This is a genomic window from Vibrio sp. Isolate22 (assembly GCF_022398115.1).
Classification (GTDB): Bacteria; Pseudomonadota; Gammaproteobacteria; order Enterobacterales; family Vibrionaceae; genus Vibrio.
Window position 1 is genome coordinate 13,485 of record NZ_JAKEUW010000024.1, and the last position, 24,685, is coordinate 38,169.

General features: G+C 44.8%; 16 protein-coding genes. 11 read left to right on the top strand and 5 right to left on the bottom strand.

Going from position 1 to position 24,685, the window contains the following annotated elements; all coding sequences use genetic code 11:
• The first annotated feature begins 207 nt into the window (after positions 1-207).
• The 8 genes from L1D55_RS14735 to L1D55_RS14770 all read left to right on the top strand — a co-directional run bounded on the left by L1D55_RS14735 (position 208) and on the right by L1D55_RS14770 (position 17,638).
• Positions 208-9,294 carry an RTX toxin gene (locus L1D55_RS14735; RefSeq protein WP_239917948.1) on the top strand — a complete coding sequence of 3,029 codons (9,087 nt, stop codon included), beginning with the start codon at positions 208-210 and terminating at the stop codon, positions 9,292-9,294.
• A gap of 34 nt (positions 9,295-9,328) precedes the next feature.
• Positions 9,329-11,488 carry a type I secretion system permease/ATPase gene (locus tag L1D55_RS14740; protein ID WP_239917949.1) on the top strand — a complete coding sequence of 720 codons (2,160 nt, stop codon included), beginning with the start codon at positions 9,329-9,331 and terminating at the stop codon, positions 11,486-11,488.
• Positions 11,481-12,806 (top strand): HlyD family type I secretion periplasmic adaptor subunit, encoded by a 1,326-nt coding sequence (locus tag L1D55_RS14745; RefSeq protein WP_239917950.1) that lies wholly within the window; start codon positions 11,481-11,483, stop codon positions 12,804-12,806. Before L1D55_RS14740 ends, L1D55_RS14745 begins: the two co-directional genes overlap by 8 nt.
• Positions 12,807-12,839: 33 nt before the next feature.
• Positions 12,840-14,153: a TolC family outer membrane protein gene (locus tag L1D55_RS14750; protein WP_239917951.1), complete on the top strand. Its 1,314-nt coding sequence runs from the start codon at positions 12,840-12,842 to the stop codon at positions 14,151-14,153.
• On the top strand, positions 14,153-14,791 hold the full coding sequence (locus tag L1D55_RS14755; RefSeq protein ID WP_239917952.1) for an OmpA family protein: 639 nt from the start codon (positions 14,153-14,155) through the stop codon (positions 14,789-14,791). Before L1D55_RS14750 ends, L1D55_RS14755 begins: the two co-directional genes overlap by 1 nt.
• On the top strand, positions 14,791-15,735 hold the full coding sequence (locus L1D55_RS14760) for a substrate-binding domain-containing protein (protein ID WP_239917953.1): 945 nt from the start codon (positions 14,791-14,793) through the stop codon (positions 15,733-15,735). The genes L1D55_RS14755 and L1D55_RS14760 overlap by 1 nt, the downstream gene beginning before the upstream one ends.
• A gap of 210 nt (positions 15,736-15,945) precedes the next feature.
• Complete coding sequence (locus tag L1D55_RS14765; RefSeq protein WP_239917954.1) at positions 15,946-16,512, top strand: hypothetical protein; 567 nt, start codon at positions 15,946-15,948, stop codon at positions 16,510-16,512.
• A gap of 217 nt (positions 16,513-16,729) precedes the next feature.
• Positions 16,730-17,638 carry an aldo/keto reductase family oxidoreductase gene (locus L1D55_RS14770; RefSeq protein ID WP_239917955.1) on the top strand — a complete coding sequence of 303 codons (909 nt, stop codon included), beginning with the start codon at positions 16,730-16,732 and terminating at the stop codon, positions 17,636-17,638.
• Between the two features lie 66 nt (positions 17,639-17,704).
• Here the strand turns inward: L1D55_RS14770 and L1D55_RS14775 are convergent, their stop codons facing one another.
• Entirely contained in the window at positions 17,705-18,379 is a 675-nt protein-coding gene (locus L1D55_RS14775) for a prepilin-type N-terminal cleavage/methylation domain-containing protein (protein WP_239917956.1), read from the bottom strand.
• A 182-nt stretch (positions 18,380-18,561) separates the two neighbouring features.
• On the opposite strand from L1D55_RS14775, the gene dbpA reads away from it, so the two are divergent.
• Positions 18,562-19,941: an ATP-dependent RNA helicase DbpA gene (dbpA, locus tag L1D55_RS14780; RefSeq protein WP_102424864.1), complete on the top strand. Its 1,380-nt coding sequence runs from the start codon at positions 18,562-18,564 to the stop codon at positions 19,939-19,941.
• A 105-nt stretch (positions 19,942-20,046) separates the two neighbouring features.
• Here the strand turns inward: dbpA and L1D55_RS14785 are convergent, their stop codons facing one another.
• Positions 20,047-20,220: an RNA helicase gene (locus tag L1D55_RS14785; protein WP_128164848.1), complete on the bottom strand. Its 174-nt coding sequence runs from the start codon at positions 20,218-20,220 to the stop codon at positions 20,047-20,049.
• A 276-nt stretch (positions 20,221-20,496) separates the two neighbouring features.
• On the opposite strand from L1D55_RS14785, the gene L1D55_RS14790 reads away from it, so the two are divergent.
• Entirely contained in the window at positions 20,497-21,333 is an 837-nt protein-coding gene (locus tag L1D55_RS14790; RefSeq protein WP_239917957.1) for a DUF6279 family lipoprotein, read from the top strand.
• 87 nt (positions 21,334-21,420) lie between these two features.
• On the opposite strand, the gene L1D55_RS14795 is transcribed toward L1D55_RS14790, so the two are convergent.
• The 3 genes from L1D55_RS14795 to L1D55_RS14805 form a co-directional block, all read right to left on the bottom strand.
• Entirely contained in the window at positions 21,421-22,044 is a 624-nt protein-coding gene (locus L1D55_RS14795) for a 3'-5' exonuclease (protein WP_239917958.1), read from the bottom strand.
• Positions 22,045-22,114: 70 nt separating this feature from the next.
• On the bottom strand, positions 22,115-22,519 hold the full coding sequence (locus L1D55_RS14800; RefSeq protein WP_239917959.1) for a DUF296 domain-containing protein: 405 nt from the start codon (positions 22,517-22,519) through the stop codon (positions 22,115-22,117).
• A 105-nt stretch (positions 22,520-22,624) separates the two neighbouring features.
• The gene (locus tag L1D55_RS14805; RefSeq protein WP_128164840.1) at positions 22,625-23,830 is read right to left on the bottom strand and encodes a DEAD/DEAH box helicase; all 1,206 of its coding nucleotides are present in this window, start codon (positions 23,828-23,830) and stop codon (positions 22,625-22,627) included.
• A gap of 168 nt (positions 23,831-23,998) precedes the next feature.
• Between L1D55_RS14805 and bluB the strand changes: the two genes are divergently transcribed.
• A complete protein-coding gene (gene bluB, locus L1D55_RS14810; protein WP_239917960.1) occupies positions 23,999-24,667 on the top strand; it encodes a 5,6-dimethylbenzimidazole synthase in 669 nt (222 codons plus the stop codon).
• The last annotated feature ends 18 nt before the right edge of the window (positions 24,668-24,685 follow it).

The following is a 24,685-nucleotide window of genomic DNA, read 5'->3' on the forward strand; positions in this document are numbered from 1 at the left end:
TCACTGAATGTATTTTGTGACGTTAGATATAACTGAATGGAAGTCACAGCTTATCAGTTTACTTTACAGCGTATCAATGGTAATTAATTAACTGTTAAAGATTTGTTGTTTGCTAGTATTGATTAGAGTGTTTTTGCTGATTTTTTAGTCTTTTATTGAGCGCATTGATGCCCTCAATGTCAGCGTTTTGTAAGGAAGAGGTTTAGGATGGATCCTATTTTATATATCGAAGTTGGTGGGGTAATTTGGCAGGTATTTCCTGACGGTACTTGGCAGCCATTACCAGCTTCCCAAGCGAAGACCGATGGCGTACAAGTTGTGAGTATTGAACCTCAGAACTTGGACCAGACTCAACCTCTGACAGAACCACAAATAGAAGCTGTAGAACAACAGTTGGAAAAGGTGGTGACACAGCTTGTAAACAACATTGAAAGCTCGCCAGAACAGCCGAGTGCTTCAAACGACCAACCTAGCGCTAGTGCCTCTTTTATTGCCTATGTCCGATCTACACTAGACGAAACCCTGGCAGAAGCCGGTTTTGATACTCGACCAACAGAATACTTTGAAGAAGACACAACATCGAATGAAGGCAACCTCGACATACTTTTACCGAGTGCTGCATTAACCGTTGATATTTTAGATGGTGGTGATGGGTACGAAAACCAGTTCGAAGTACCTTCAGTCACGATAACGGGGACCGCTGTTGATGTTCGAGATGGGCGCACCGTTCTTCTAACGATCACTGACATTAATGGTAATACGGTAACCACAACGGCAACCACAAGCGATGAAACCTATGTGGTAAACGGCGTTGATCTCTCTTCATTGGCTGAAGGGGATCTTAAGGTCGATGCGGTGATTGCTGATGAGTTTGGCAATAGCATTGCAGCTAATGACTCTACTATCAAAGACACCCTAGCCACAATCGATGTTGATTTTGATGGTTTTGGTGATGAGTTTTACAACCAGTTCGAAATTGCCAACGGAGCGCTAGTCGGCACCGTTGCCAATGTTGAAGATGGTCAGACGATAAGCATTTCTATTACCGATAGCCAAGGCCTCACGCAAGAATACACAACGATCGTATCGGGTGGTACATGGACTCTTACTCTACAAGACTACTCAAGTTTTGCTGAAGGGGAGCTGACGGTTATTGCTAACACCACCGATATTGCCGGAAACCCAACGACAGCGACTGACACCATAATCAAAGATACGTTAGCGAGCATCACTGCAAGTGTTGATGATGGCGGCGATGGTGTTCTCAACAGTTTCGAAGTTCAGTCTGCCAAGTTCTTCGGTACCGTCCAAAATGTTGAGGATGGCCAAACGGTCAATATCCGTATTTCAGACAGCACCACCAACGTTATCATGTTGACGGCAACGGTTGTGAACGGTGCTTGGTCTGTCGAAGGCGTCGATTTAACGAGCTTTGCAGATGGCAGTATTACCATTGAGGCTGACACTATTGATATCGCTGGTAACCCAGCGAATGCAGTAAATAGTGCAGGGGTCATTGTTATTGATACTGTTTCGCCTGTTATTGATATTGATACGTTAGATGGCTTTAGTATTTTGGCATTTCGTAGTGGCCAACTTACCACCATGCAGGGTACAACCAATGTTGCTGAAGGGTTGCCTGTTTACATTGAAGTAAGCGATGGAACTCAGACCCTAGTCTTTGAAGGCGTTGTTGATTCTTCGGGCAACTGGTTGGTGGGGAATATTGATATTTCTGCCCTTGATTCGTCTGCGGAATGGACGATTGACGCAAAAGTTTTCAATACCGTTGGCAACGAAGCCATCGATGACATGCCAACGATTATTTTTCCTGAGTCTGTGGTGTTTTCGGAAAACGTCATTGGTATTTTTGGCGATGAAACACAAACATCCGATATCCGTATCGATTTTGCAGATTTCTCATTTGGTGATGATCAAAGTTTAGCTGAGTCATTAACCTCTCAAGGCTTAACGATTACCATCGCAGTATCGGCTGACAAGCAAAGCTTGGTTGGAACAAGAAGCGATGGCCAAGTTGTATTCGATGCTGCTATTTCCGGCAGTAACGTAAACCTCAATTTCTATAAGGCGATCGACCAAGAGGCTGGTTTAGATTCAATTCAGACCGTGCTGGTTATTGAGGGGTTACAAACGGATGCGGACGGCACCACAGAGCTAGTTATTGGTCATCTGCCTATTGTTATTAAAGATTCGGACCCTCTTATTTTTGATGAATCTTATGAAGTGATTGAAGGTGAAGTGGTATCTGGCAATGTGCTTAATAACGACATCGATCTTGATACCCAGTTAACTATAAGAAGCGTTGAAGTTGATGGGACGACACAAACAATATCAGGCAGCGCTCCAGTTTCATTTACTCTTGATGAAGGTGTTTTAACCATCTTTGCAAATGGTCACTGGACGTTTGTCGCCAACAGAAACTTAGATCACACCGTAACTCAAAACATCACTTTCAACTATGTCGCTGGCGATAGCAGTAACGACTTCGGAAATGGCACCGCGGTTATCGATATATTCGATGGTGATGCGGGACAAATACTAGACGGAGATGCGACCACCACTGAAACGGATGTTGCGGACGGTGTACAAACCGTTGTTGGACAATTCACAGTGTTAGGTGAGTCTGACAATCCTAACCCTGATTCATTAGTGTTTAATGCTGATACCCTCAACCAGCTTGATGCTTTGAACCTGACAACGAGTGAAATTCTCTTTCCACTGTCTTACACGCTGTCTGCTGATGGGAAAGTTATTACCGCTCAAGTAAGTGGTGAGACGATCTTTACACTGACGCTTTCCGCAACTTCAAGTGGTGATGATGTTTTAGCTAATGTCACGCTCGTGTTGAATAAACCACTTAACCACGAATTGGTTAAAGACTCTTATACTCTGCCAATGATCATTGAAGGTAATGACCTTGATGGAACACCATTAGGGGAAGGGCGATTCGAATGGATTGTGAAAGATGGCTCTGACCCTATATTAGTATCCATCAGTGATGCTGCGGTTGATGAATCTGACCTCTCAAGTGGTGCAACGACAAGCACTGGTATTTTCAGCCTCAATTTAGGAAGTGATTACGAGGGAGCGCTTTTTTTCAACTTAGCTGATCAACCCTTGTTATTTAGCGGAGGCGAACAGATTGTCTACACTGTTTCCCCTAACGGAAACTTGCTCACCGGCTACGTTGGTTCTGTCAGTGCGGAGAACGTTGCTTTTACACTGAGTTTCCCTCAAACCGACAGCCAAGTTGACTCTAATGTCACCTACACATTTGTTCTAAACAAAGGCTTGGATCAAAACTCTTCTCCAGACCAAATTCCATTCGTTGTTACCGCCAGAGATGATGACAACGATGAAACAAAATTAACCCTAAATGTATCAGTGACTGATGGCGGTGAGCCAACGATTGGTTCTGGAACGGTCGAACTGAGTGAAAATCCCGTTGCTGATAGCACTCCGTCGGGAGTTGGTTCAACAGCAAATGTGAGCTTAGCTGTTACCGCAGGGAATGACCCGCTGGTTTTCTTGGGTTTGGATGTAGAAACGACACCAGCTGTTCTAGATAACGATGGTGTTGCGGTAACCAGCAATGGTGAAGCGCTAACTTGGCGCGATAACGGCAATGGTACCTTTGATGCTGTTCTTAGTAACGGCGATGCTGTTTTCCGAATCAAATTACCAGATAGCTTTAGCCTTGAAGCCAATGGTTCAACAAACGTTGATGTCGTTATCGAACTTTATCAGTCCATTGATCATGGCTCAGGTTCTAAAGACACCGAGCTGACGATTCCAGCTTCGATAGTCACCATTGACTCCGATGGTTCGAGAGACACGCAAGCGTCTGATATAAAAATCTATGACGGTAAAGACCCTGAAATTTCAGTCATTGGAAGCATCTCGGTTGATGAAGATGGCTTGCTAGGAGATGGTCAGCAAGTTGGAGTAGAAGATAGCAACCCATCTTTAGGTATTATTGAAGGCTCCGATGATGTTGTTTCTGTCACGGTCAACACCTCTGCTTTTGATGCACTTGGCTACACCAGTGCCGGTAAAGCGATATCCCTTCAAGCTGTTGATTCTGATGGTTGGTATTACGGGCAAGATACTGACGGCAATAACGTATTTAGGATTCGTTTTAATACTGACGGGACCACTGAGTTTGATCTCTACGCACCACTAGATCACGCATATGGCGATGGTGAAAACAACCTAGCTCTTAATTTTGAGTTGGTTGTGAACGATGCGGATGGAGACAGCTCAGACCCTGCTATTTATTCTGTTAACGTAAAAGATGATGTGCCGACTGCTCGAGATGGTTCTATTGAAATGGTCGAGGGTGATAATCTTACTGGACAATTCTTAACCGAAGAATATGCCGGCGCCGACGGTGCAGAAATTATTAGCTTCACTTATCGTAATGTCACTTATACGTTTGATAACGCAGGTACGCCAATCACGATCGACTTGATTAATGATTATGACAACGGGTCAATTTACGGCCAGTTTACGCTTTCACCTGATGGTAGCTACCAGCTCACTACGAATCCTAATGTAACGACTGATCCAAATGATCCAAAAATCGTTGATGATATTGATTATTTGGTGCGAGATGCGGATGGCGATGAAGTCACCAGTAACGCAGAGCTAGTATTGGACGATAACGAAGGTTTTATTCGTTATGAAGACTCAGAAACCACGGAAGATAACGATGCTATAATTGTCGTTAGTGTTTCAACTGGTGATATTGACCAAAGTGAAACTGTTACCGCTATCGAGTTCTCCGAAGCATCATTGAATGGCGGTAGCTTGTATCTTGATGGGGTATTGCTTCAAGTTGTCGACGGCAAGGTCACTCTATCTGGAAGCCAGCTGACGATGATTGATAGTCAGTTTACGGGGCCTAATGGGCAGTTAACCTATCGTCCTGCGCTTCATGAATCTAATACTACGTCTACGGTTATTTTGGCAATCAATGCCATCATTAGTACCGACACTGTACCAAAAGAGCTCACCGCTGATATTGCTGTTTCTGTTTTACCTGTAGCTGACGCTCCGGATTGGTCTGATTCGGTCTTCACTTATCAATCTGTGGAAGATGACGCCGACCCTATTAAGCTTGATATTACCGCTCAACTCGTTGACCAAGATTCGTCTGAAACGCTGACTTATACGATAAGTGGCATTCCAGATGGTCTGAATATCACCTTGAACGGAAATGCCGTTAAAGAGGGTAAGGAGTACACTCAGAATCAAATCGACAAAATGGAAATCAGAGCTGATGAAAACTTAGCGGGTCGATTTGAATTTGAAATTACTACGATTGCCACCGAATCCGGAAACTCCTTCGCTGATCCTGCCGATAAAACGGCTGATAATGTTCATACTGTCATCGTAGAGATCTCTCCTGATGCGGATAAACCAATTCTATCTGTCAAAGATTACAAAGGTTTGGAAGATGAGAACATTTTCCTGAAGAACGTAATCAGTGGTGCGCTGACTGATACAGATGGTTCCGAATCCTTAAGCTATCAAATTGAAGTACAAGACGGTTGGTCAATTCAAGGTGGGTTATTTGATCTGATTGGTCCCAACACATACCTGGTATCCGCTGAAGCGATCGAGAACGGCACTGCTTATCTAATACCTAAAGAAGACATCAGTTCATTTACAGAAGACTTATACATTAAGGTAACGGCTGTTTCTTATGAGTCGACCATTGACTCGCTAGTGCCTGTCAACGTAAAGGCGGTTAGCGACACTGAAACCATCAATATTTTCCTTAAAGGTGTGGTCGATGAGCCGATCGTTGTAGATGGGGGCAACGCGCACTGGGAATACGATAGCGATACTAAAGTTATCAGCAATCAATCTGTGCTTAACGAAGATGGTTTGATTCGACTGGATTTTGTGGTCCAAACTTCGGACGACGATGTTTCAGAAGAGATTAACGTACTGCTTACCAACATCCCTGAAGGCACTTTGTTGGTGGATGCGTTGGGAGAGCCAGTACCTGATTTTAGTGGTGAATTAGAGCTTACAGTCATTGCTATCTCAACGGAACCTGATGGTGATTCGGGCGAGTTTCCGATGACCTTAAAGGTAGAGCTAGCACCTGTCGTTGATCAAGAAGATGGTCAAGTTGTTAGCACTCAAGGTATCGAAGACAGCCAAATAGGTTTGAACCTAGAGCCATCTGTGAATCAAGATGTGGATGGTAGTGAGTCCTTGACGGGGTATGTCATTGACAGTCTTCCGGCTGATCTGACTCTCTACTTTGACGGTAGTGTGATTGAAGTGCCTGCTTCAGGTTTAGATTTAGAGAGCCTATTAGATAGCACAACGCCAACCCTTTCAGAGCTTTTGAACAGTGGCAGATTGTCGGTAACCGCAACCGAAGATTTGAGTGGCACGTTCACAATACCAATTACCTATGAAGTGACTGACACTTCGCCAACAGGGGCAACGGATGTAAAAGACATTTCAGGCACAATCAGTGTCACTGTCGATGCGAGAGTTGAATTAGATACTCGTTTAGAAAGTTCTGGGCAAATATACATCAGCGATGATGGCTCACCAGTCAACGTATCGGACGCAGTCACTTTTGTTGATGCTGATATCGATGGCTCAGAGTACTTAGATTACATCTTGATCGACGTGCCTGATGGCTATTCTTTGATTATCGATCACCCTAATGGTGCAGCCCAAGACGGTTCAGGGAACTGGATTATCTCGGCTAATGGGCTGACGAGTGATTCTATTCAAGAACTGGCTCAAGAAATCTTGAGTGGTATGACAATCTCTAGCCCGAATGATACACCAGTTCTAGATATCGTTGTGCGAGCTCGTGTTATTGATGGCGAAGACTCTAAGTACATTAATACCTCATTTCAAATTCAGATTACCGGACATGATGGCGGTGGAGGCTCTTGTGACCCTGTGGGGCCACCTAGCCCAATCCAACCTGATGGCGAGATTAAGACTCCCGAAGGTGAAGATATCGACTTAACGGGCTTGCTAAATACCGATGTAGCGAGTGACCCTGACAACGAAATTTCTTTCTACATTCCAGCAGACTCACTACCAGAAGGCGTAGAAATTTCTGGTGATGGTGTGATTGCAGAATACGACGCATCAGGTGAAATTGTTGGTTACTCGATTACTGCTGATGGCTTGTCAAAGCTAACCCTAACCGGATTGGATGAAGACTTTGCTGGTTGTATCGACTTTACGATAGAGACCATTGAGACCTCGCCATGTAACGGTCAGACCGTCACCACAGAACAGACAATTAGCATTCAAGTTTTGCCTGTTGTTGATGACATTACGGTGGAAGCTGACTCCACGACAATTCAAGAAGATACAGCGACAGATCTTAACCTTGAGCTTGTGTTGGGTGACAGTGTCGAAGACGGTCAGTTAATCACTGGTGAGGGTAATAGTGCGACCGGTAAAGAGACCGTTAACTCTTTGACCATCACGGTATCAAACGGCGGTACGCTGTCGGAAAGTCCTTCAGATACAGGTTTGTTGGTTGATAATGGCAACGGTACATGGACGGTTACAGACCCTAGCCGATTGAGTGATGTCTTAGTCACGCCTCCTGAACATTATAGTGGCGAAATTACCCTGACTGTGACAGCCAACATTACTGATGAAGCGGATTGTGTCACTGAAACCGATACGCAAGATAAAACCACGGTTGTGACTATCACGGTTGAGCCAGTCGCGGATGAGGCGAATCTAGTCACACAAGACATTATTGGTGATGAAGACACTTATATTTCATTGTCCTCACTCAGTGCAGAACTGATTGACCAGGATGGTTCTGAGAACATGTCTTTGGCATTAAAAGGTGTACCTGAAGGAGCTATCGTTGCGATAAAAGTGGGAGACTCTTATGAGTTGGTTCCAAACAACGGTGCAGATGGCGGCACCTTCAATGGAAACCCTACTTATGAGTGGCAATTAGATCCAAGCCAACTTGCGAACTTGGTCATTATGCCGCCAAGAGATTTCAGTGGAGACATGAATTTGGTGCTTGAGGCAATCACTCAAGAAATCGGTACCACTGAAATCCGCTATACCGAATCTGACTTTACCGTAGGTGTGAACCCAATTGGTGATAAGGTGGAATTCTTCGACTTACCTGAACAGATGACAGGCGGTGAAGATGAAGGCATTGTTATTCCACTTGATGCGAATAGTTTCGAGACCAACAGTGATGAGTTCTTATTAATTACAGTCACGGTGAATGGGACTTCAGACCCTTCGGGTTTAACTGGGCTTGATAGAATTCGTATTGGTTCTGAAACAAGCTCTTTCACTAATGTTGGCGGCATTATACAAGCTTCGATCCTCGTCAAAGCAAGTTCTGTTGATGAGCTTGAGTTCTTTGCTGGCGACGCTTGGGGCAACCTCGATATTACGATCACTGGTCAAACGGTTGACCAAAATACGGTGCTTGGTAATTTGGTCACAGATACTGGCGAACAAAGTTCACAAGATATGACCTTGGTGATTACACCAGAGCCCGATGCTCCGTTGCTAAGCCTTGAATACCCATCAATTGTTGCTGAAGCGAGCGGCACTATTCCTCTTGGTTTAGACCTTTCTCTCGTTAACCCTGCCGATTCTGAGGAGGGTTTTATTACCATCTACGATATTCCTGCAGGTTTAACTTTCTCGCATGGTTCTATAGTCGATGGTCAGTACGTCGTGGAATTTGCGGATGTGCCTAATTTAGCGATTACCGGCGGCTACAACAGTGGTGATCAATTTGATCTAACAATTGAGCCATCAGCAGAAATCGGCAATAACCAAGCGGTTGGGCTCCCACAAACCGTATCGGTTGAGTTTGTGGCTGAAGGTGACTCTACGATTACCGCCACAGACGACAATGATTTGCTAATTGGTGGTACAGGCTCGGATAGCTTTGTATTTGAATCTTCAGGTTTAGGCAGTGCAGATGCGCCGAGCTTCGATGTGGTTCAAGATTTTGATGCCTCACCAGACACGGATGCGATCGATTTGTCAGGTATCCTGGATGGCTTAGGTATCGCGACGGGCATTGGTGCGACACAGTACCTCGATCTAGAAGAATCAGCGGAAGGCGTAACGATTTCTATCAAGGCCAATGGAGACGATGACGTCCAACAAAATATCTTGCTCGCCGATGTTACGTATGATGATTTGTATCAGGGTGATAGTAGCAGTGCATTAGAAGCACAAATTTTACAAAAAATGATAGAAGACAATAATTTAACGCTGTAAGTTAGATGTACAGTCTATAAAAGGAAGTTTTAGATTGGTAGAACAAAAAGACAGCTGGCTAGGTTGTGTGGAGTGGTTATGCGAACATTTTAATGTGCGTAGCCACCCGTCCAAAATAGTGTCTGGCCTACCTTTAGACCAAGGAAGGCTTAATGAGTCCCTTTTCCCAAGAGCGATTGAGAAATCAGGCTTGACTCTGAGTCATGTAAAGAAAGAATTACTGATGCAATGTCAGTTTCCGGTTGTTGCTGTGAAATCAGCGACAGGAGCTCCCGTAGTTGTTACCCAAGGCGCTGGTGATGATTTTGAGGTTTTAGATTGTGAATCTAACTCCAGCCAGACTATCTCGTTAAAAGAGTTGGTTGCACAAGCCGAACCTTATGTTTGGCAAGTTGGCGCTCAAGCTCTCGATGATGCTCGTGTTCAATCGCACGAACGCAGTGAAAGTAAATCAAACACGCGCTGGTTGTGGCGAGTAGTTAAAGAAGTGAAACCTTGGTACCGAGACCTGTTTATCGCTTCGTTCTTGATCAACGTATTGGCGCTAGTCGTTCCGCTCTTTACCATGAACGTATACGATCGTGTGGTACCAAACCAGGCGTTCAACACACTTTGGGTACTGGCCGCAGGCGTTGGTATTGTCGTTGTTTTTGATTGGGTATTGAGAAGCTCACGAAGCTCTGTGACTGATATGGCGGGGCGCTATATAGACAACAAGCTGTCTTCTCAGTTGTTCTCAAAAGTCCTCGGTATGAAACTCGAAAACCGGCCGCAATCGGTAGGTGCATTCGCAAGGCAGCTTCAAGACTTCGATAGCGTAAAAGATTTCTTCACTTCCATTTCTTTGGTCACGCTGGTCGATTTACCGTTTACTTTGCTGTTCCTTTTGCTCATCGGTTGGCTCGGCGGTGCGATGATGTTCATTCCGGTTGCTATCATGCTGGTGCTGATCGTGCTCAGTATTGCCATGAAGGGCAAAGTAGAAAAAACATTTGATGAAACCGCACGTCTATCGACACAAAGACAAGCACAGCTGTTCGATTGTTTAACAACACTCCCTGATATCAAGCAAAACAACGCGGAGGGCATTACTCAAAAGCGTTGGGAGCAGACGATCTCCTCGCTATCTCAATGGCAGACTCAGTCTCGCCATTACTCCAACATCGTGACGCACTCCATTCAATCGAGTCAGCAGATTGTCACTATCACACTCATTATCTTCGGCGTGTATCAGATCTCCGAAGGTCTGCTCAGCATGGGGGGCTTAATTGCTGTCGTGATGTTGAGTGGCAGAGCCGCGAGTTCGGTTAATCAACTTTCTCTTCTCATGTTGAGGTTTCAGCAAACCCGTTCGGCGGTTGAAGGCTTAAACCAGATTATGGAGTTACCTCAGGAAGAATCGAAACACCAAGTGATAGACAAGGGCAACTTTGATGGTGGGGTGAGGCTTGATGAAGTGACATTCTCTTATCCAGAGACGCAAAGCCCCGTATTGAAGGACATATCATTAGAGATCAAACCGGGTGAGCGAGTGGGTGTGATTGGTGCTGCAGGTGCCGGAAAAACCACATTATTATCGATTGTGGCTCGCCAGTATCTACCCACTACAGGGCAAGCGTTCTATCAAGAAATTGATGGACAGCTTTGGCCGACCAGTGTCTTACGAAGTGGTATGGGCAGGGTAGGGCAAAACACTAACCTTATTTTTGGTAGCGTATACGACAACGTCACCCTGGGGGCGACCAACGTTGACGAAGAGAAGTTAAGACTTGCACTGCAGCAATCGGGGTTGAATGGCTATATGGGACGTTTAAGTAATGGCTTGGAAACGCCGGTGGGCGAGGGCGGCCGATTGCTCTCTGGTGGTCAACGTCAAGCTGTCGCGATTGCAAGAGCCCTCTACCGCTGTCCAAAGCTTTTGATCATGGATGAACCAACTAGCGCGCTAGATAACCAAGCTGAAATACAGTTCTTTAATGCACTGCAAAGCATGCCGAGAGAAACGTCTATGCTGATCAGCTCGCACAAATCTTCCTTCTTGATGATGTGTGACCGAGTGATTGTTTTGGACAAAGGTCAGATAGTCGCTGAAGGTGAGCCTAAAGATATTCTATCGCTACAGAAGAAAAGTGTCCCTAAAGGAGCGAGCCGCTTTAAGACGGTTTCAGTGGTGAAAGGAGTTCGTCATGAGTAACGATATTCAATGGACCAACAATCACTTAGCGTTTCGTTCTCGTAAGCTGATTTGGTTAAGCGCAATGTTGATTGTGTCGATCATTGGCTGGGCGACGTGGGCAACTCTCGAAGAAGTGGTGATTGGTGAGGGCAAAGTGGTGCCTAGCCTTTCGGTACAAACGATTCAGAGCTTAGAGGGTGGCTTGGTTCAAGAGATCATGGTGCGACAAGGTCAATCTGTGGTGAAAGGTCAGCCTCTGGCGAAATTAGAAGACACGCGTTTTAAAGCAGCATTTTTAGAGTCGGCTCAACAAGCGGATACCCTACTGGCTCAACAATTAAGGCTAAGAGCCGAACTCTCGACCGTGGTGTTAAATAACGATGCTAAAGAGTGGTACGAGCGAGTGGTACTGGTGCCACAAGACATTGTTGTCGATGTATCAAGCCACCCTGCATTAATGAACGCCAAAGCGAACTATCTTGAGCGTTTAGGGCAATTGAAGTCGGAGTTGGAAGAGGCGGCACTACGTATCGAGCAACAAGCTCAGGCTCGTGTTGATACCCTGAATAATATTCAGACGCTTGAGAGCAGCTTAGATATCGTGATTCGAGAGCGCAACATGCTAAAAGATGTGGTGGCCAGTGGCGCGGTTGCAGAAGTTGAGTTATTAAAACTGAATCGTGACGTAGTAAAGCTTAAAGGTGATATCGCGAGTTCAAGAGTGGCAGCTCAGAAACAGATGGCGGCGTACTCAGAATCTATTGCCGATCACCGCAGCATCGCATTGGATTTTAGAACCAAGGTGCAAGGTCAGCTCAACGAAGTAACCAGCAAAATCGCGCAACTTAACGAAAGCCAACAGGCAATCGCCGACCAACTGAAGCGAACGGAGATCGTAGCGCCTGTTGACGGCACGGTGAAAGAGATTTTTGTTCGCACCATCGGTGGTGTTGTTCGCCCTGGTGAGCCGATTATTGAGCTGATCCCATCCAACAGTCAGCTGATAGTGGAAGCTAAGATCTCCCCGCAAGACATTGCCTTTGTTCACAAAGGGTTAGGGGCAACGATCAAGTTCTCGGCTTACGACTTTGTGATTTATGGCGGGCTAAAGGGTGAGGTGACTTACGTGAGTGCCGATGCCTTGCAAACTGAAGACGGCAACGCGTATTACCGAGCCCATATTCAATTAAACGAAGACCAGCAACAAAACTCTGCCTTTAGCATTATCCCAGGGATGCAAGTGGCGGTTGATATCTTAACCGGTGAAAAAACAGTATTGAGTTATTGGTTGAAACCTATTTTACGAGCTAAGGAAAACTCACTTCGCGAGCGATGAAGTGCGTCAAGCATAAATATAAAAGGAAGTGTAATGCATTCAAAATTCTTACTCTCTTCTTGCTTACTGATGAGCGGGCTTTCTCAAGCTGCCTCATTAGAAGAATCAGTGGCATTTGCCATTGACTATAGTCCAGAGATATTGGCGCAGTACTCCAGATACCAATCGGTAATACGAGACGGAGATGCGGCGAGTGGCTTGTATATGCCACAAGTCAATTTATATGCAGCAGCGGGTTATGAAGAGACTCGCTATAACAGCGGAAGTAAGCTTGATACCGACGACCGAGGCCTCACACGAACAGAAATTGGTGTTAAAGTCTCTCAGCTACTGTTTGATGGTTTCAAAACAACCTCGAATGTCGACCGTTTAACTTACGAAGCGGAAGCGGAGCGTTTGACGCTGATTTCTCGTGCTGAAAATGTGTCACTGGATGTGGTTCGAAACTACCTTGATATCTTGAAAGCCGAGACACTTTTGGAACTGTCCAAACGTAACGTGAAAGAGCACCAAGAGATTTATCAAGATATCCAAGATAAAAAGAGCAAAGGTTTAAGCAGTAATTCAGACTTAGCTCAGATCTCGGCTCGTGTCGCGACGGCACAGTCTTCATTGATCGCGGCTCAAAACAACCTGTTTGATTTGCAAAACCAATACTTACGTTTGGTCGGCAAGCCGGCGGTGAACTTGGTGTATCCACGTTTTGATTACGCTCTGTTACCAAGTTCTGCTGAAGTGGCTCTCGAACAGGCAGTAGAGAATCACCCTGAAATTAAAGCCTCTTTACTTGATATCGATGCCGCTCGTAAAGAGATGCGGAGAGAGAAAGGCGATTACTACCCAGAGGTCAAATTAGAGCTCCACGCGAATAAGAATGACAACGTCTCGAATCCGCCTGGTGGCGTCGACGAAGATGCCCGAATCATGCTGACCATGGATTACGATCTGTTTAATGGTTTTTCTACAGATTCACGTGTCGAATCGTCAGCGTGGCGCGTAGAAGAGGCTAGAGCGATTCGAGTCAGAACTGAGCGCGAAGTGAAAGAGGGGACTCAGCTCGCTTGGAACGCGTACAAAATGCTTGAACAGCAAAAGTCTTTGCTTCAACAGAACGTGGACGCTGCCAAAATAGCCGAGCTAGGTTATATCCAGCAATTTAATGTCGGCAGACGAAGCCTACTGGATGTTCTCGATGCCAAGGTTGAGGTTTTCCTAGCTAGACGAAATTTCATCAGTACAGAATATGATCGGACATTGGCAGCATACCGAGTATTAAACGCGATGGGCATGTTGACCTACGCATTGAGGGTTGAACATCCAGAAGAGTGGCAAGGGGAGAACAAGTAATGAAACATATTAAACTCGCACTACTTAGTTCTATTTTGCTGATGGGCTGTGCTGAAACGCCAGACACCACCATGACTCGTCACCAAATCGATGATTTAGCGGATAATGACCGTGACGGAGTGATCAACCAGCGAGACCTGTGCGCGGACACACCTGAAGGCGTAACCGTTGATATCAAAGGCTGTGCGAACTGGAAGATCGTAGAAGACGTTGAAGTACTCAGCGTGGCGTTTGATTTCGATAAGTACGACCTTAAACCAGAGCATACGGCGGTGTTGAACGAGCTAGTTCGTTTGCTTGGTGAGCAACCGGACGCTTCAGTAACCTTGGTGGGCGATACTAGCTCAGAGGGTACCAATACATACAACAAGGCATTGGCTAAGAGAAGAACGGGCGTTATCCGAGACGCACTAATCGACCGCGGAATCGATAGTCAGCGTATCTTTGAACAAGAATTTACTCAGATAACTAGCCTAACTCAGCATCTTCACAAGCGTAAACGTAGAACCATTGCAGTGTTAAAAACCGAGAGTATGGAAGTGAATCCATCTTGGAATATTTTCACTTCAGAGATGCAGCTAGACAGTAACAGTGACGTTGAATCTAAGATAATGATCGACCTGGAAGGAGGCCAGTAATGAAGAGTCTATCAAATAAATCTGGCTTACTGCTTGCCACTATACCGGCCCTTTTCTCACCAGAAACATCGGCGAATGACGTCACTGAGATCGGCTTAGTCGCCATTGAGCCTAATATGGAAGCCTTGGTTGAAGACTTGCTCAAGAGTCAAGAGATCGACTTGGAGCTTTTGTTGAGTGACAGCGTGCCAGAACAAATGATCATGCAGCGTTCTCGTGTGGGTATTACTTCGAAAAAGTGGACCGACAAAGAGATGGCAAGGTTTGACATGCGCTACGGTTATAGGCCGACAGAGCTAATGTTTACAGCCGATGTGATTGCAATTCTGGCCAATGAAGATAACCCAGCCACATCCATAACGGTAGCTGAGCTTATCGATGTGTTTGGATGCTCGAATGATCCTAAGCACCCTAAATGGTCGCCAACTAGTGATGCTCGTAATGGCGAAAGCCTAGACACCCATATGCTGCCTTTCGCCATTGACCATAACCTGAAAGGGCATACCACCTTTTCTAGTTGGGTTGAGTGTGGAACCGATGGAGAATATGCACACACTCAATTCCTATCGGACTTACCACATCTTATAAACATGATTGAAGATGAAGAGGCGGCGATTGGTTACACCGTATACTCGGATCAAATCTCTGATGTGAAATGGCTGAGCGTTGTCGATAACTTAGGGGTTAATTACGACCTTAACAAAGAGACAATCCTCTCTGGGCGTTACCCATTAGCGACTGTGTATTACATGTACTTGAACATCCCAGCACACCGTAAAGGGTTTACTGAACAAGAGAAATTCTTTATCGGCTTAACGCTTTCTGAAGACCATCAAGAGGTGTTAAATCAGTACGGTTTCATCAGCTTACCACCAGAAGCGATTCAACGTAACAAAGTGAGATTGTCGCTTGAAGAACCTGCTATTGAAGGTGGATATAAATAATGGGTACGTCATGTTGTAATATTGACGGCGGAGTGATATCCTCACTTTCGTAATGGTTCTCAACGTGACGGATTACGTTATTCGGCGATGAATTTATCTAGCGGGCATGTATGCCCGTTTTTTTTCGCTTAAAATTTGTGGCTGTACAGGTTGTAGGTTGATGGGTTGCGTATAATGAGTCACGTCTAGTGATTTGAATAAGCAACATTAATGAAACGTCTTTCTGCCCTAATCGTACTATTAGCTTTCAATATCCTCTCTTTCTTCGTTCAAGCGAATGAAAGCTGGTGGCTGCGAACCGTGTTTAACACGAGCCACGCTCAGCCTAGTTCCCAACACTATATTAACGACATCGATTTAATGGATTGTGGCGAAGTCGAAGGCACTCAGCTGTGTAGTGACCTAACGCAGTACTACGATCTTGATGTGTATGTAGAGTTGGACTTAACAGCATCAAGTGTCGAAGTCGTTCGTTTCACACTGCCATATTCCAAATTAAGTTACACCAAACTTCAAGCATACCTACGCCAAGATGGCTTTGCGCTCAGCTCAATTCGAATTGGGGAAGATGAGTTCGATGTTGTGAGCCAACTTGAACTGGCAGAAAGGGAAGGAGTAAGTGCTGGCATAGTGGATAAGCAGTTGATCGAGTTTATGAATGGATCGCACGACTCTTCAGAGCAAATAAGCCGATGGAATGTCCCGAATGTTGACTCTCCCTGGATCGTTCTCACGAGTGACGAAGACAATTTGATCGTGGAACTTAATCGCTTTTAATCACTCAAATTTATAGAAAGTGTTATTTTTCATTCGACTAAACCACCTTTTTCTTAGAACGCCTGAGAGCCAGACAGCAAGCTATTATTGATTTGAGTGTTCGTTTTTCTGTTGCTCTCACAGTTTTAGCAAGCGTTTACCTTTGCCATTTGTTAAACGTTGAGCCGTCGGTAAAACGAGCATAGGATACGCTCAGTATTGATAAAGGAGACAACCCATGGTTGCAAAAGTAACGATAGCGCCACAAGGCCCAGAACTTTCTGAGTTGGTGCAAGGATACTGGCGTACGGCAGAGTGGGGCATGACCCCTCAACAACGTCTAACTTTCCTTAAGCAACACATAGATCTTGGTATCACAACGGTTGATCACGCGGATATCTATGGTAACTACCAGTGTGAAAAGTTGTTTGGTGAAGCACTCGCGCTGGAGCCTAGCCTTCGAGACGAGATTCAAATCGTCACCAAGTGTGATATCAACTTGTGTGGTGACCACACTCCTGAGCGTAAGATCAATCACTACGACACTAGCGCACAGCATATCTACCAATCAGTAAATAACTCATTAGAGCGCCTAGGCGTTCACGATATCGATGTATTGCTGATTCACCGTCCTGATGCCTTAATGGATGCAGACGAAGTAGCAGAAGCCTTTGCAGAGCTGCACAAAGTCGGTAAGGTTAAGCACTTTGGTGTATCTAACTTTTCACCACGTCAATTCGAATTATTGCAATCTCGATTAGGCAAACCGTTAGTGACTAACCAAGTTGAAATCAACCCATTGAATTTCGACGTTGTACACGACGGTACTTTGGATCAACTACAGATGAACCGTGTTCGTCCTATGGCGTGGTCTTGTTTAGGTGGCGGTAGTATTTTCAGTGGTGATTCTGCACAAGCAATTCGTGTTCGTGAAGAACTAGAAGCGATTCGTCAAGAAGTGGGTGCAGACAGTATTGACCAAGTGATCTACGCTTGGGTACGTCGTTTACCATCTAACCCAATTGCTATTATTGGCTCTGGTAAGATTGAACGCGTTAAGACAGCTGTTGATGCACTGAAAATCGAACTGACTCGCGAACAATGGTATCGCGTGTGGGTGGCTTCTAAAGGCCATGGTGTGCCATAGAAAGCAATCCGTAAAGAAGCAAAAGCCAGCTAACAAAGCTGGCTTTTTAGTTTAAGCGTGAAGCATCTACTTGTCGTATGGTGGCGGAGTCGCGACTGGATACTCTTGAAGCTCATTTGCCCAACTAAAGCCATTGGATAGGTTTTTGGTGCCAGAAACCATGATGCCATCCACTGCGTTATAAAGCAGGTAAGGCGCGTTATTCAAATCACCTTCGATGTTGTAATAGTGGCAGTAGGAAAAGTATTTTGACCTTTGGTGGATATAGACTTGGTATCCAGCATCACGAGCGGCAATTAACTCGCTTTCTTTAACCGTTTCACCATTTTTCCATCCGCCAGTACCAAAGTTGATATCTTCGAAGTGATCACTATTTACTATGTCCTGGAAAAGCTCGTAGCATCCTCGCGCATTATTGATATCTCTTCGAACGCCTGAGTTACTATTGCGAACGGGATAGCAACTGCCAGAAAAGTTTGAGTAAATTCCGTCGATATTGAAGTCAGAAGTATTCTTTCCTTGAAGCTCAGTCACATCACCACCTCTGGCTAAGCACGCGCCTTGGTAGATCTCAGCACCAGCCCGGAAATTGTCAAATAGCGCTCGGCTTGTTACTTCTCTTGCATCATCAGCAATGGATAAAAAACGAGGAGCCGCAATAACTGCGACAACAGCAAGTATGGCAATAACAACAATAAGCTCTAATAGTGTGAAGCCTTTATGCCACGAAGTTCTTTTCATACTGATGATTCCTATGGGATAATGTTTTTTATTTTATAGTATCCCGTATTTTTTGTTCAATTAACACCGCCAATTGATAAATATTTCTTATGATTGTTTGTTAATCCAAACTGTGATTAAGGTGGAATAATTTTCAAAAACACTCATAATGCACTCTGTTTTTCACCAGTTGGATATTTCCATTGAGCACTTCAAAATTCTCTTCAATCGCCCTTAAACCTGAGCTTCTGCATACGTTGGATTCTCTTGGCTATACTGAAATGACGCCGATCCAAGCGTTAAGTCTTCCTACTATCCTAAATGGCAAAGACGTTATCGGTCAGGGTAAAACGGGTTCAGGCAAAACAGCTGCTTTCGGTTTAGGCGTGCTGCAAAACCTGCGCGTTAAGCGTTTCCGTGTTCAATCTCTAGTGTTGTGTCCGACTCGTGAATTGGCAGACCAAGTAGCAAAAGAGATTCGTACGCTTGCTCGTGGTATTCACAATATTAAAGTGCTGACACTGTGTGGTGGTATGCCAATGGGGCCACAAATTGGCTCACTAGAGCATGGCGCTCACATCTTAGTCGGTACCCCTGGTCGTATTCTTGATCACTTGGAGAAAGGCCGCATTGACCTATCTGAGCTGAACACGCTGGTATTAGATGAAGCGGATCGCATGCTAGAGATGGGCTTCCAAGACGCATTGGATGCAGTTATCGATGCAGCACCAAAAGATCGTCAGACTCTTCTGTTTAGTGCAACTTTCCCTAAACAAATTAAATCAGTTGCTGACCGCATCATGCGTAACCCAGAAATGGTGAAAGTTGAATCGACGCACGATCACTCGAGCATTCAGCAGCACTTCTACAAGCTTGAAGGTTCTGAGGCTCGTGACGATGCTCTAGAGTTGTTGTTACTTCATCATCAACCAGAATCAGCAGTTGTGTTCTGTAACACGAAGAAAGAAGTGCAGAACGTGACTGACGAACTAAGCCACCGTGGCTTTAGCGTTATTGAACTGCATGGTGATATGGAGCAGCGCGAACGTGATCAAGCTTTGGTTCAGTTCTCAAACAAAACTATCTCGATTCTAGTTGCTACAGACGTTGCGGCTCGTGGTCTAGACGTTGATAACCTAGATGCAGTATTCAACTTCGAGTTGTCTCGTGACCCAGAAGTTCACGTACACCGCATTGGTCGTACGGGGCGTGCAGGTAGTAAAGGCGTGGCGATCAGTTTCTTTAGCGAAAAAGAGATGTACCGTGTGGCTCAAATTGATGAGTACATGGACATGCCAATCGAGCCATCTGAACTACCAGCGAAACCAATCGCAAAACCATACTACTCAAACATGGTAACGATCCAAATTGATGGTGGTAAGAAAGCCAAGCTTCGTGCTGGTGATATTCTTGGCGCATTGACTGGTCAAGGTGGTATCGAAGGCAAGTCGGTAGGTAAGATTAACTTATTCGCAATGCGTGCTTACGTAGCGGTAGAGCGTTCTGTTGCTAAGAAAGCATTGAATAAGATCGAATCAGGCAAAATGAAGGGCCGTCAATTCCGCGCCCGAATTCTGAAGTAATTCGAGATTCTAGCCCTTTACTGTCACGTTAAGCACGCTGCAGTAAAGGGTGTTTCTCAATGGGGTGCTCTATTTCCCCATTCTATATCACGATTAATCTGCTCTCTATTCATCGGGCCTTATCGAATAAAGGTCGTTCAGATGTTTCCCTTCGTTAAGATACCAAGTCATCGCTTCCTGTCGGTTGCTCGCTATTATTGTCATGGTAGTTACTTCCCCATCGTCAAAATAGCAAAGCTCGTATTCTAACGCGCTGGTATTTTCAGGAATAGCGGCCATAGCTTCCCTCCCAAATACTGTTCATTCGATACTCATTTAAATCGTGCAGCTATTTCCAACTTGCATTTCAAATAAGTAAAAAAGCCGAATAACATCACTGCTAACAATAGGTTTTATTTTAATCATTTGCCGAAATGGCTTATTTGGCAAGGCTAAGTCTCAATTTATCTGAAAGTTTTACCGGAACTTGCTTTTATAGCTAATGTTATAAGATCAAGAGTAAATCTATTTTGTCGTTTGGGTTTACTGATTAGTCATAGGCTGTGAGAGGGTGTAATGAGAAAATGCCGTTGGTTACTTCTATTGGTCTGTTTCCTATTTGTTGGGTGTGGAACTAAATTCGCTTATAGCAACATCAGTTGGTTTGCGGTGAGTTACATAGAAGACTTTGTTTCTCTATCTAATAGCCAACAGTCCGAGTTAGAGGCACGTTTAGACTCTCTTCAAGCATGGCACAAAGAAACTCAGCTGCCGCTTTATATTGAACAGCTACAAGTGCTGAAAAATATCAATCGTTCAGGGTTGAGTCCTGCTTTTATTGTTGAGCAAAGTGAGCAAATAAAGAATCACATTCGAAGCATCGTCAATAAATTCTCTCCTGACATTTACGCGTTAAGTATGCAGCTTAGCCCTAGGCAGGATAGAGAGTTCTTAACGAACTTTAGAAAAAAGCAGCAAGAGTTTTACGAAGAGAGATTATCTTTGAATGATGATGATTCTAGAGAACAATATCGCGATCGAATAGAAGAGCGTTTAGAGCGATGGTTAGGATCGATATCAAAAGAACAAAAACAGATTATTGTGACTTGGTCTCAAGAGTGGATAAATACCAATGATAGCTGGCGAGAGTATCAAAATAATACTTATCAAGATCTCACTCTGCTCATGGAAAAGAAGAGCGACTTGCATATCTCTCAGCCGATTATTATGAAGTTGCTTTTGAACAATGAATCTTATTACCCAGACGGTTTGGAATCTCAACTTAACAAGAATATGCAGACATCTGCCAAGTTTTTAGTGGATATCGCAGCGGTAAGTAGTGATAAGCAATGGTCTTATTTCCTGAATGAATTAGAGAGCCTTGAGTCAACACTGATTACGTTGCAAGAGTAGGGCGTAAGCCAGCCGTTCTGATAAATGAAAAGGCCGCTCTAGAAACATAAAGCGGCCTCCTACCCAAACTATTTGTTGTGAACGCTATTAACCTCGGCTATTCACTAGGAGCTTTGGAATAGCGCCCTTGGCTGTCTTGGATATTTTCTGCATCAATTGGAAGCTAGGCTGTTGTATACCGTGGTCACTCTGCAGCTCATCAATCATTAATAACCATAGTCTTGCTGTCATCTCTGAATCGGCTAACGCTCTGTGGAAAGTACCATCGTTGTCGATATTCTTGAAACGGACAAGATCACCTAACTTATGAGTCGGTGCGTCTTGGATAAGGCGACGAGCGATCAGCATTGAGCATGCAAATTGTCCATTGTAATCACGACCAATGTTATCCAACTCTGCATCAAGAAATCGCTTATCAAACGAGGCATTATGAGCAACTAATTGGTTGTCTTGAATGAAATCTGCAAACTCATCCATTACTTCTCCGCAGCTAGCAGCAGTGCTTAACATACGATTCGTGATTCCGGTATAGCCTTCAATGAACCCGCTCACGCGAAATCCTGGGTTCATTAGTTGTTGAAAGGTGTCGACTACTTCGCCGTTAACGAGTTTCACAGCACCAATTTCTATCGCTCGATCGCCCATATTCGGGGACAAGCCAGTGGTTTCGAAATCGAGAACGATAACGGAGTCTGCGGAGTGTGGAGCCATGGTGTTTCCTAATAACTGTTTATCTGTATCGCTTGATATAAGCGTTGGTATTGCCGTCGGTGTAGCCAGCTTATTGTGGGTTGTCACTGATAGTGAGCTCAGTGTAACCTGTCGAATCGTCATGCTCTCTGCTGAAGGTCAAGGTATCGTAGCGATGAATAATTAATTCAGCGGTGGTTGCGATGATGGTTCCTTCAAGTAAATGACCACCAATCACATCGCCATTCTCATCAGCTACCGAAATGTGAACGTGCTGGTGGTTGGGCGTTAGTGTTGCCATGACAGACACGATTTCGAACGGCGCTTGAATCAACTTTGTGTGGTTTGCGTTTGCTAAGCGAATATTGAGTTGGGAAACACAGCCCACACAAGATGCAATAGAGCCCGCTGCGACGTTATGTTTAGCCACTAGCTTTTGTAGTTCAAGCTTTAAGTCTTGGCCTCGGGTTAATCGTGTTGCAATTGGGGTGATCATTGGCTTCCCTCTCACTGGTTTAAAGAACAAAACGAAGCCTTAGTTGGCTTCGTTTTGATTATAATTGGGCGTTACGCGCTTTGACTTGAAATCAAGCTCGGCTAATTACTTGCCTTCTTTTGCTTGCTGTTCTCTTTTCTTCTTAGGAACAAAGTTCAGCACCGAAATAGGCACTTCTTTACGTGGTTCAAAACCTTCAACCACTCGGCGTTCAATCAAGTGACCAAGGCGCTTCTCAATAATGCATAGGTTCTTGAAGTTGTCTTTTGATAAGAAAGAGATAGCCTCACCCGTTGCATCAGCACGGCCAGTACGACCAATACGGTGAACGTAGTCGTCTGCTGGGAAAGGCATATCGTAGTTAACAACGCGTGGTAGGTTGTCGATATCAATACCACGTGCAGCAACGCCCGTTGCTACTAGAAACTTAAGGTGACCTTTCTTGAAGTCAGCCAAGATCTTTTCACGAATTGCTTGGCTACGTCCACTGTGGAACGCTTCAGCATGAATGCCACGCTTTTCAAGTTGAGATACGAGCTTAGCCGCACCATGCTTGGTTTCGATGAAGATAAGCGCTTGGTCCCAGTTACCCTCAGTAATCATGTGGCTAAGTAGTGCAGACTTACGATCTTTATCTACCGTTACCAACCATTGCTCAATGTTCGCTTTTGATGCGTCTGTCTTAGCAATTGAAATCTCTTCAGCATCACTGATAGCACTCTTCGCTAGTGCACGTACTGGTGTAGAAAGCGTTGCTGAGAACAGCAGGTTTTGTACATCTTGTGGTAAGCGAGCGATGATCTTGTTGATGTCTTCGATGAAGCCCATGTCTAGCATGCGATCTGCTTCATCCAGAACTAACACTTCAACTTCATCAAAGTGAACCGCACGTTGACCATACATGTCGATCAAGCGTCCTGGCGTCGCCACTAAAATATCAACCCCTTCAATCAGACGATCTTTTTGATGTTGGTAAGAGACACCACCGTACATTGCTAACGACGTTAGGTTTAAAAACTTCGCGTACTTCTTGATGTTTTGCTCAACCTGAACCGCCAACTCACGCGTTGGTGTAAGGATCACGGCACGGATGCGTTTCTTACGTTGCGTTTCACCTTTACTTAGCATCTCTAAGATAGGGAGAACAAAGCTCGCAGTTTTACCTGTACCTGTTTGTGCTGCCGCAATAAGGTTCTTACCAGAAAGTACAATCGGAATTGCTTTTTCTTGAATAGAGGTTGGCTTCTCGTAGCCTTGTTTTGCAACGGCTTTAACAATAGGTGAGCTTAATCCAAGCTTGGAAAATGGCATAAGTTTCTCGGTATGATTTGGCTAAATAGCGATGGAAAGGTTCAACAATCTTATACAAGGATAAGATTAATGGCGGCATTCTACCATGTTGCTTGTGTACCGCTAGTAACATCCACACTTTAGTTGGATAATACCGCCTCAAAGAAGATGACGATAAGACAGGGAAGTATGGAAATTACACCAGATGAACGCGAAGCCGTATATAAAACGATTTTTTCTCGCCGAGATGTTCGTGGTCAGTTTCTTCCTGATGAGATTCCTGAAGACGTTTTGATGCGTGTTTTAACAGCCGCGCACCACGCTCCGAGTGTTGGTTTTATGCAACCTTGGGATTTTATTGTGGTACGTGACATTGAAACCAAGCAACAGATCAAAGCGGGCTTTAATCAGGCTCACGCAGAATCAGCAGAAATGTTTACCGATGAAAAGCAGGCGATGTATAAACGCCTAAAGCTTGAAGGCATTGTTGAATCACCTATCGGTATCTGCGTGACGTGCGATCGCAATCGAACCGGAAAGGTTGTGTTAGGTAGAACCATCAAACAAGAGATGGACTTATATAGCACAGTCTGTGCGGTTCAAAACCTGTGGCTTGCGGCAAGAGCGGAAAACCTAGGTTTAGGGTGGGTGAGTATTCTGCATGATTCAACGTTACGTGATGCTCTAGATATTCCGGAGAACATCGATATCGTGGCGTATTTGTGTATCGGCTATGTTGATCACTTCAAAGATAAACCTGAGCTGGAAACCATGGGTTGGCTACCAAGAAGAGATGTTAATGCTGCGATTCACGAAGGGAAGTGGAACCCTAAGCAGTTAGAGGCTGATGAAAAGTAACGGCTGCGCTAGGATAGC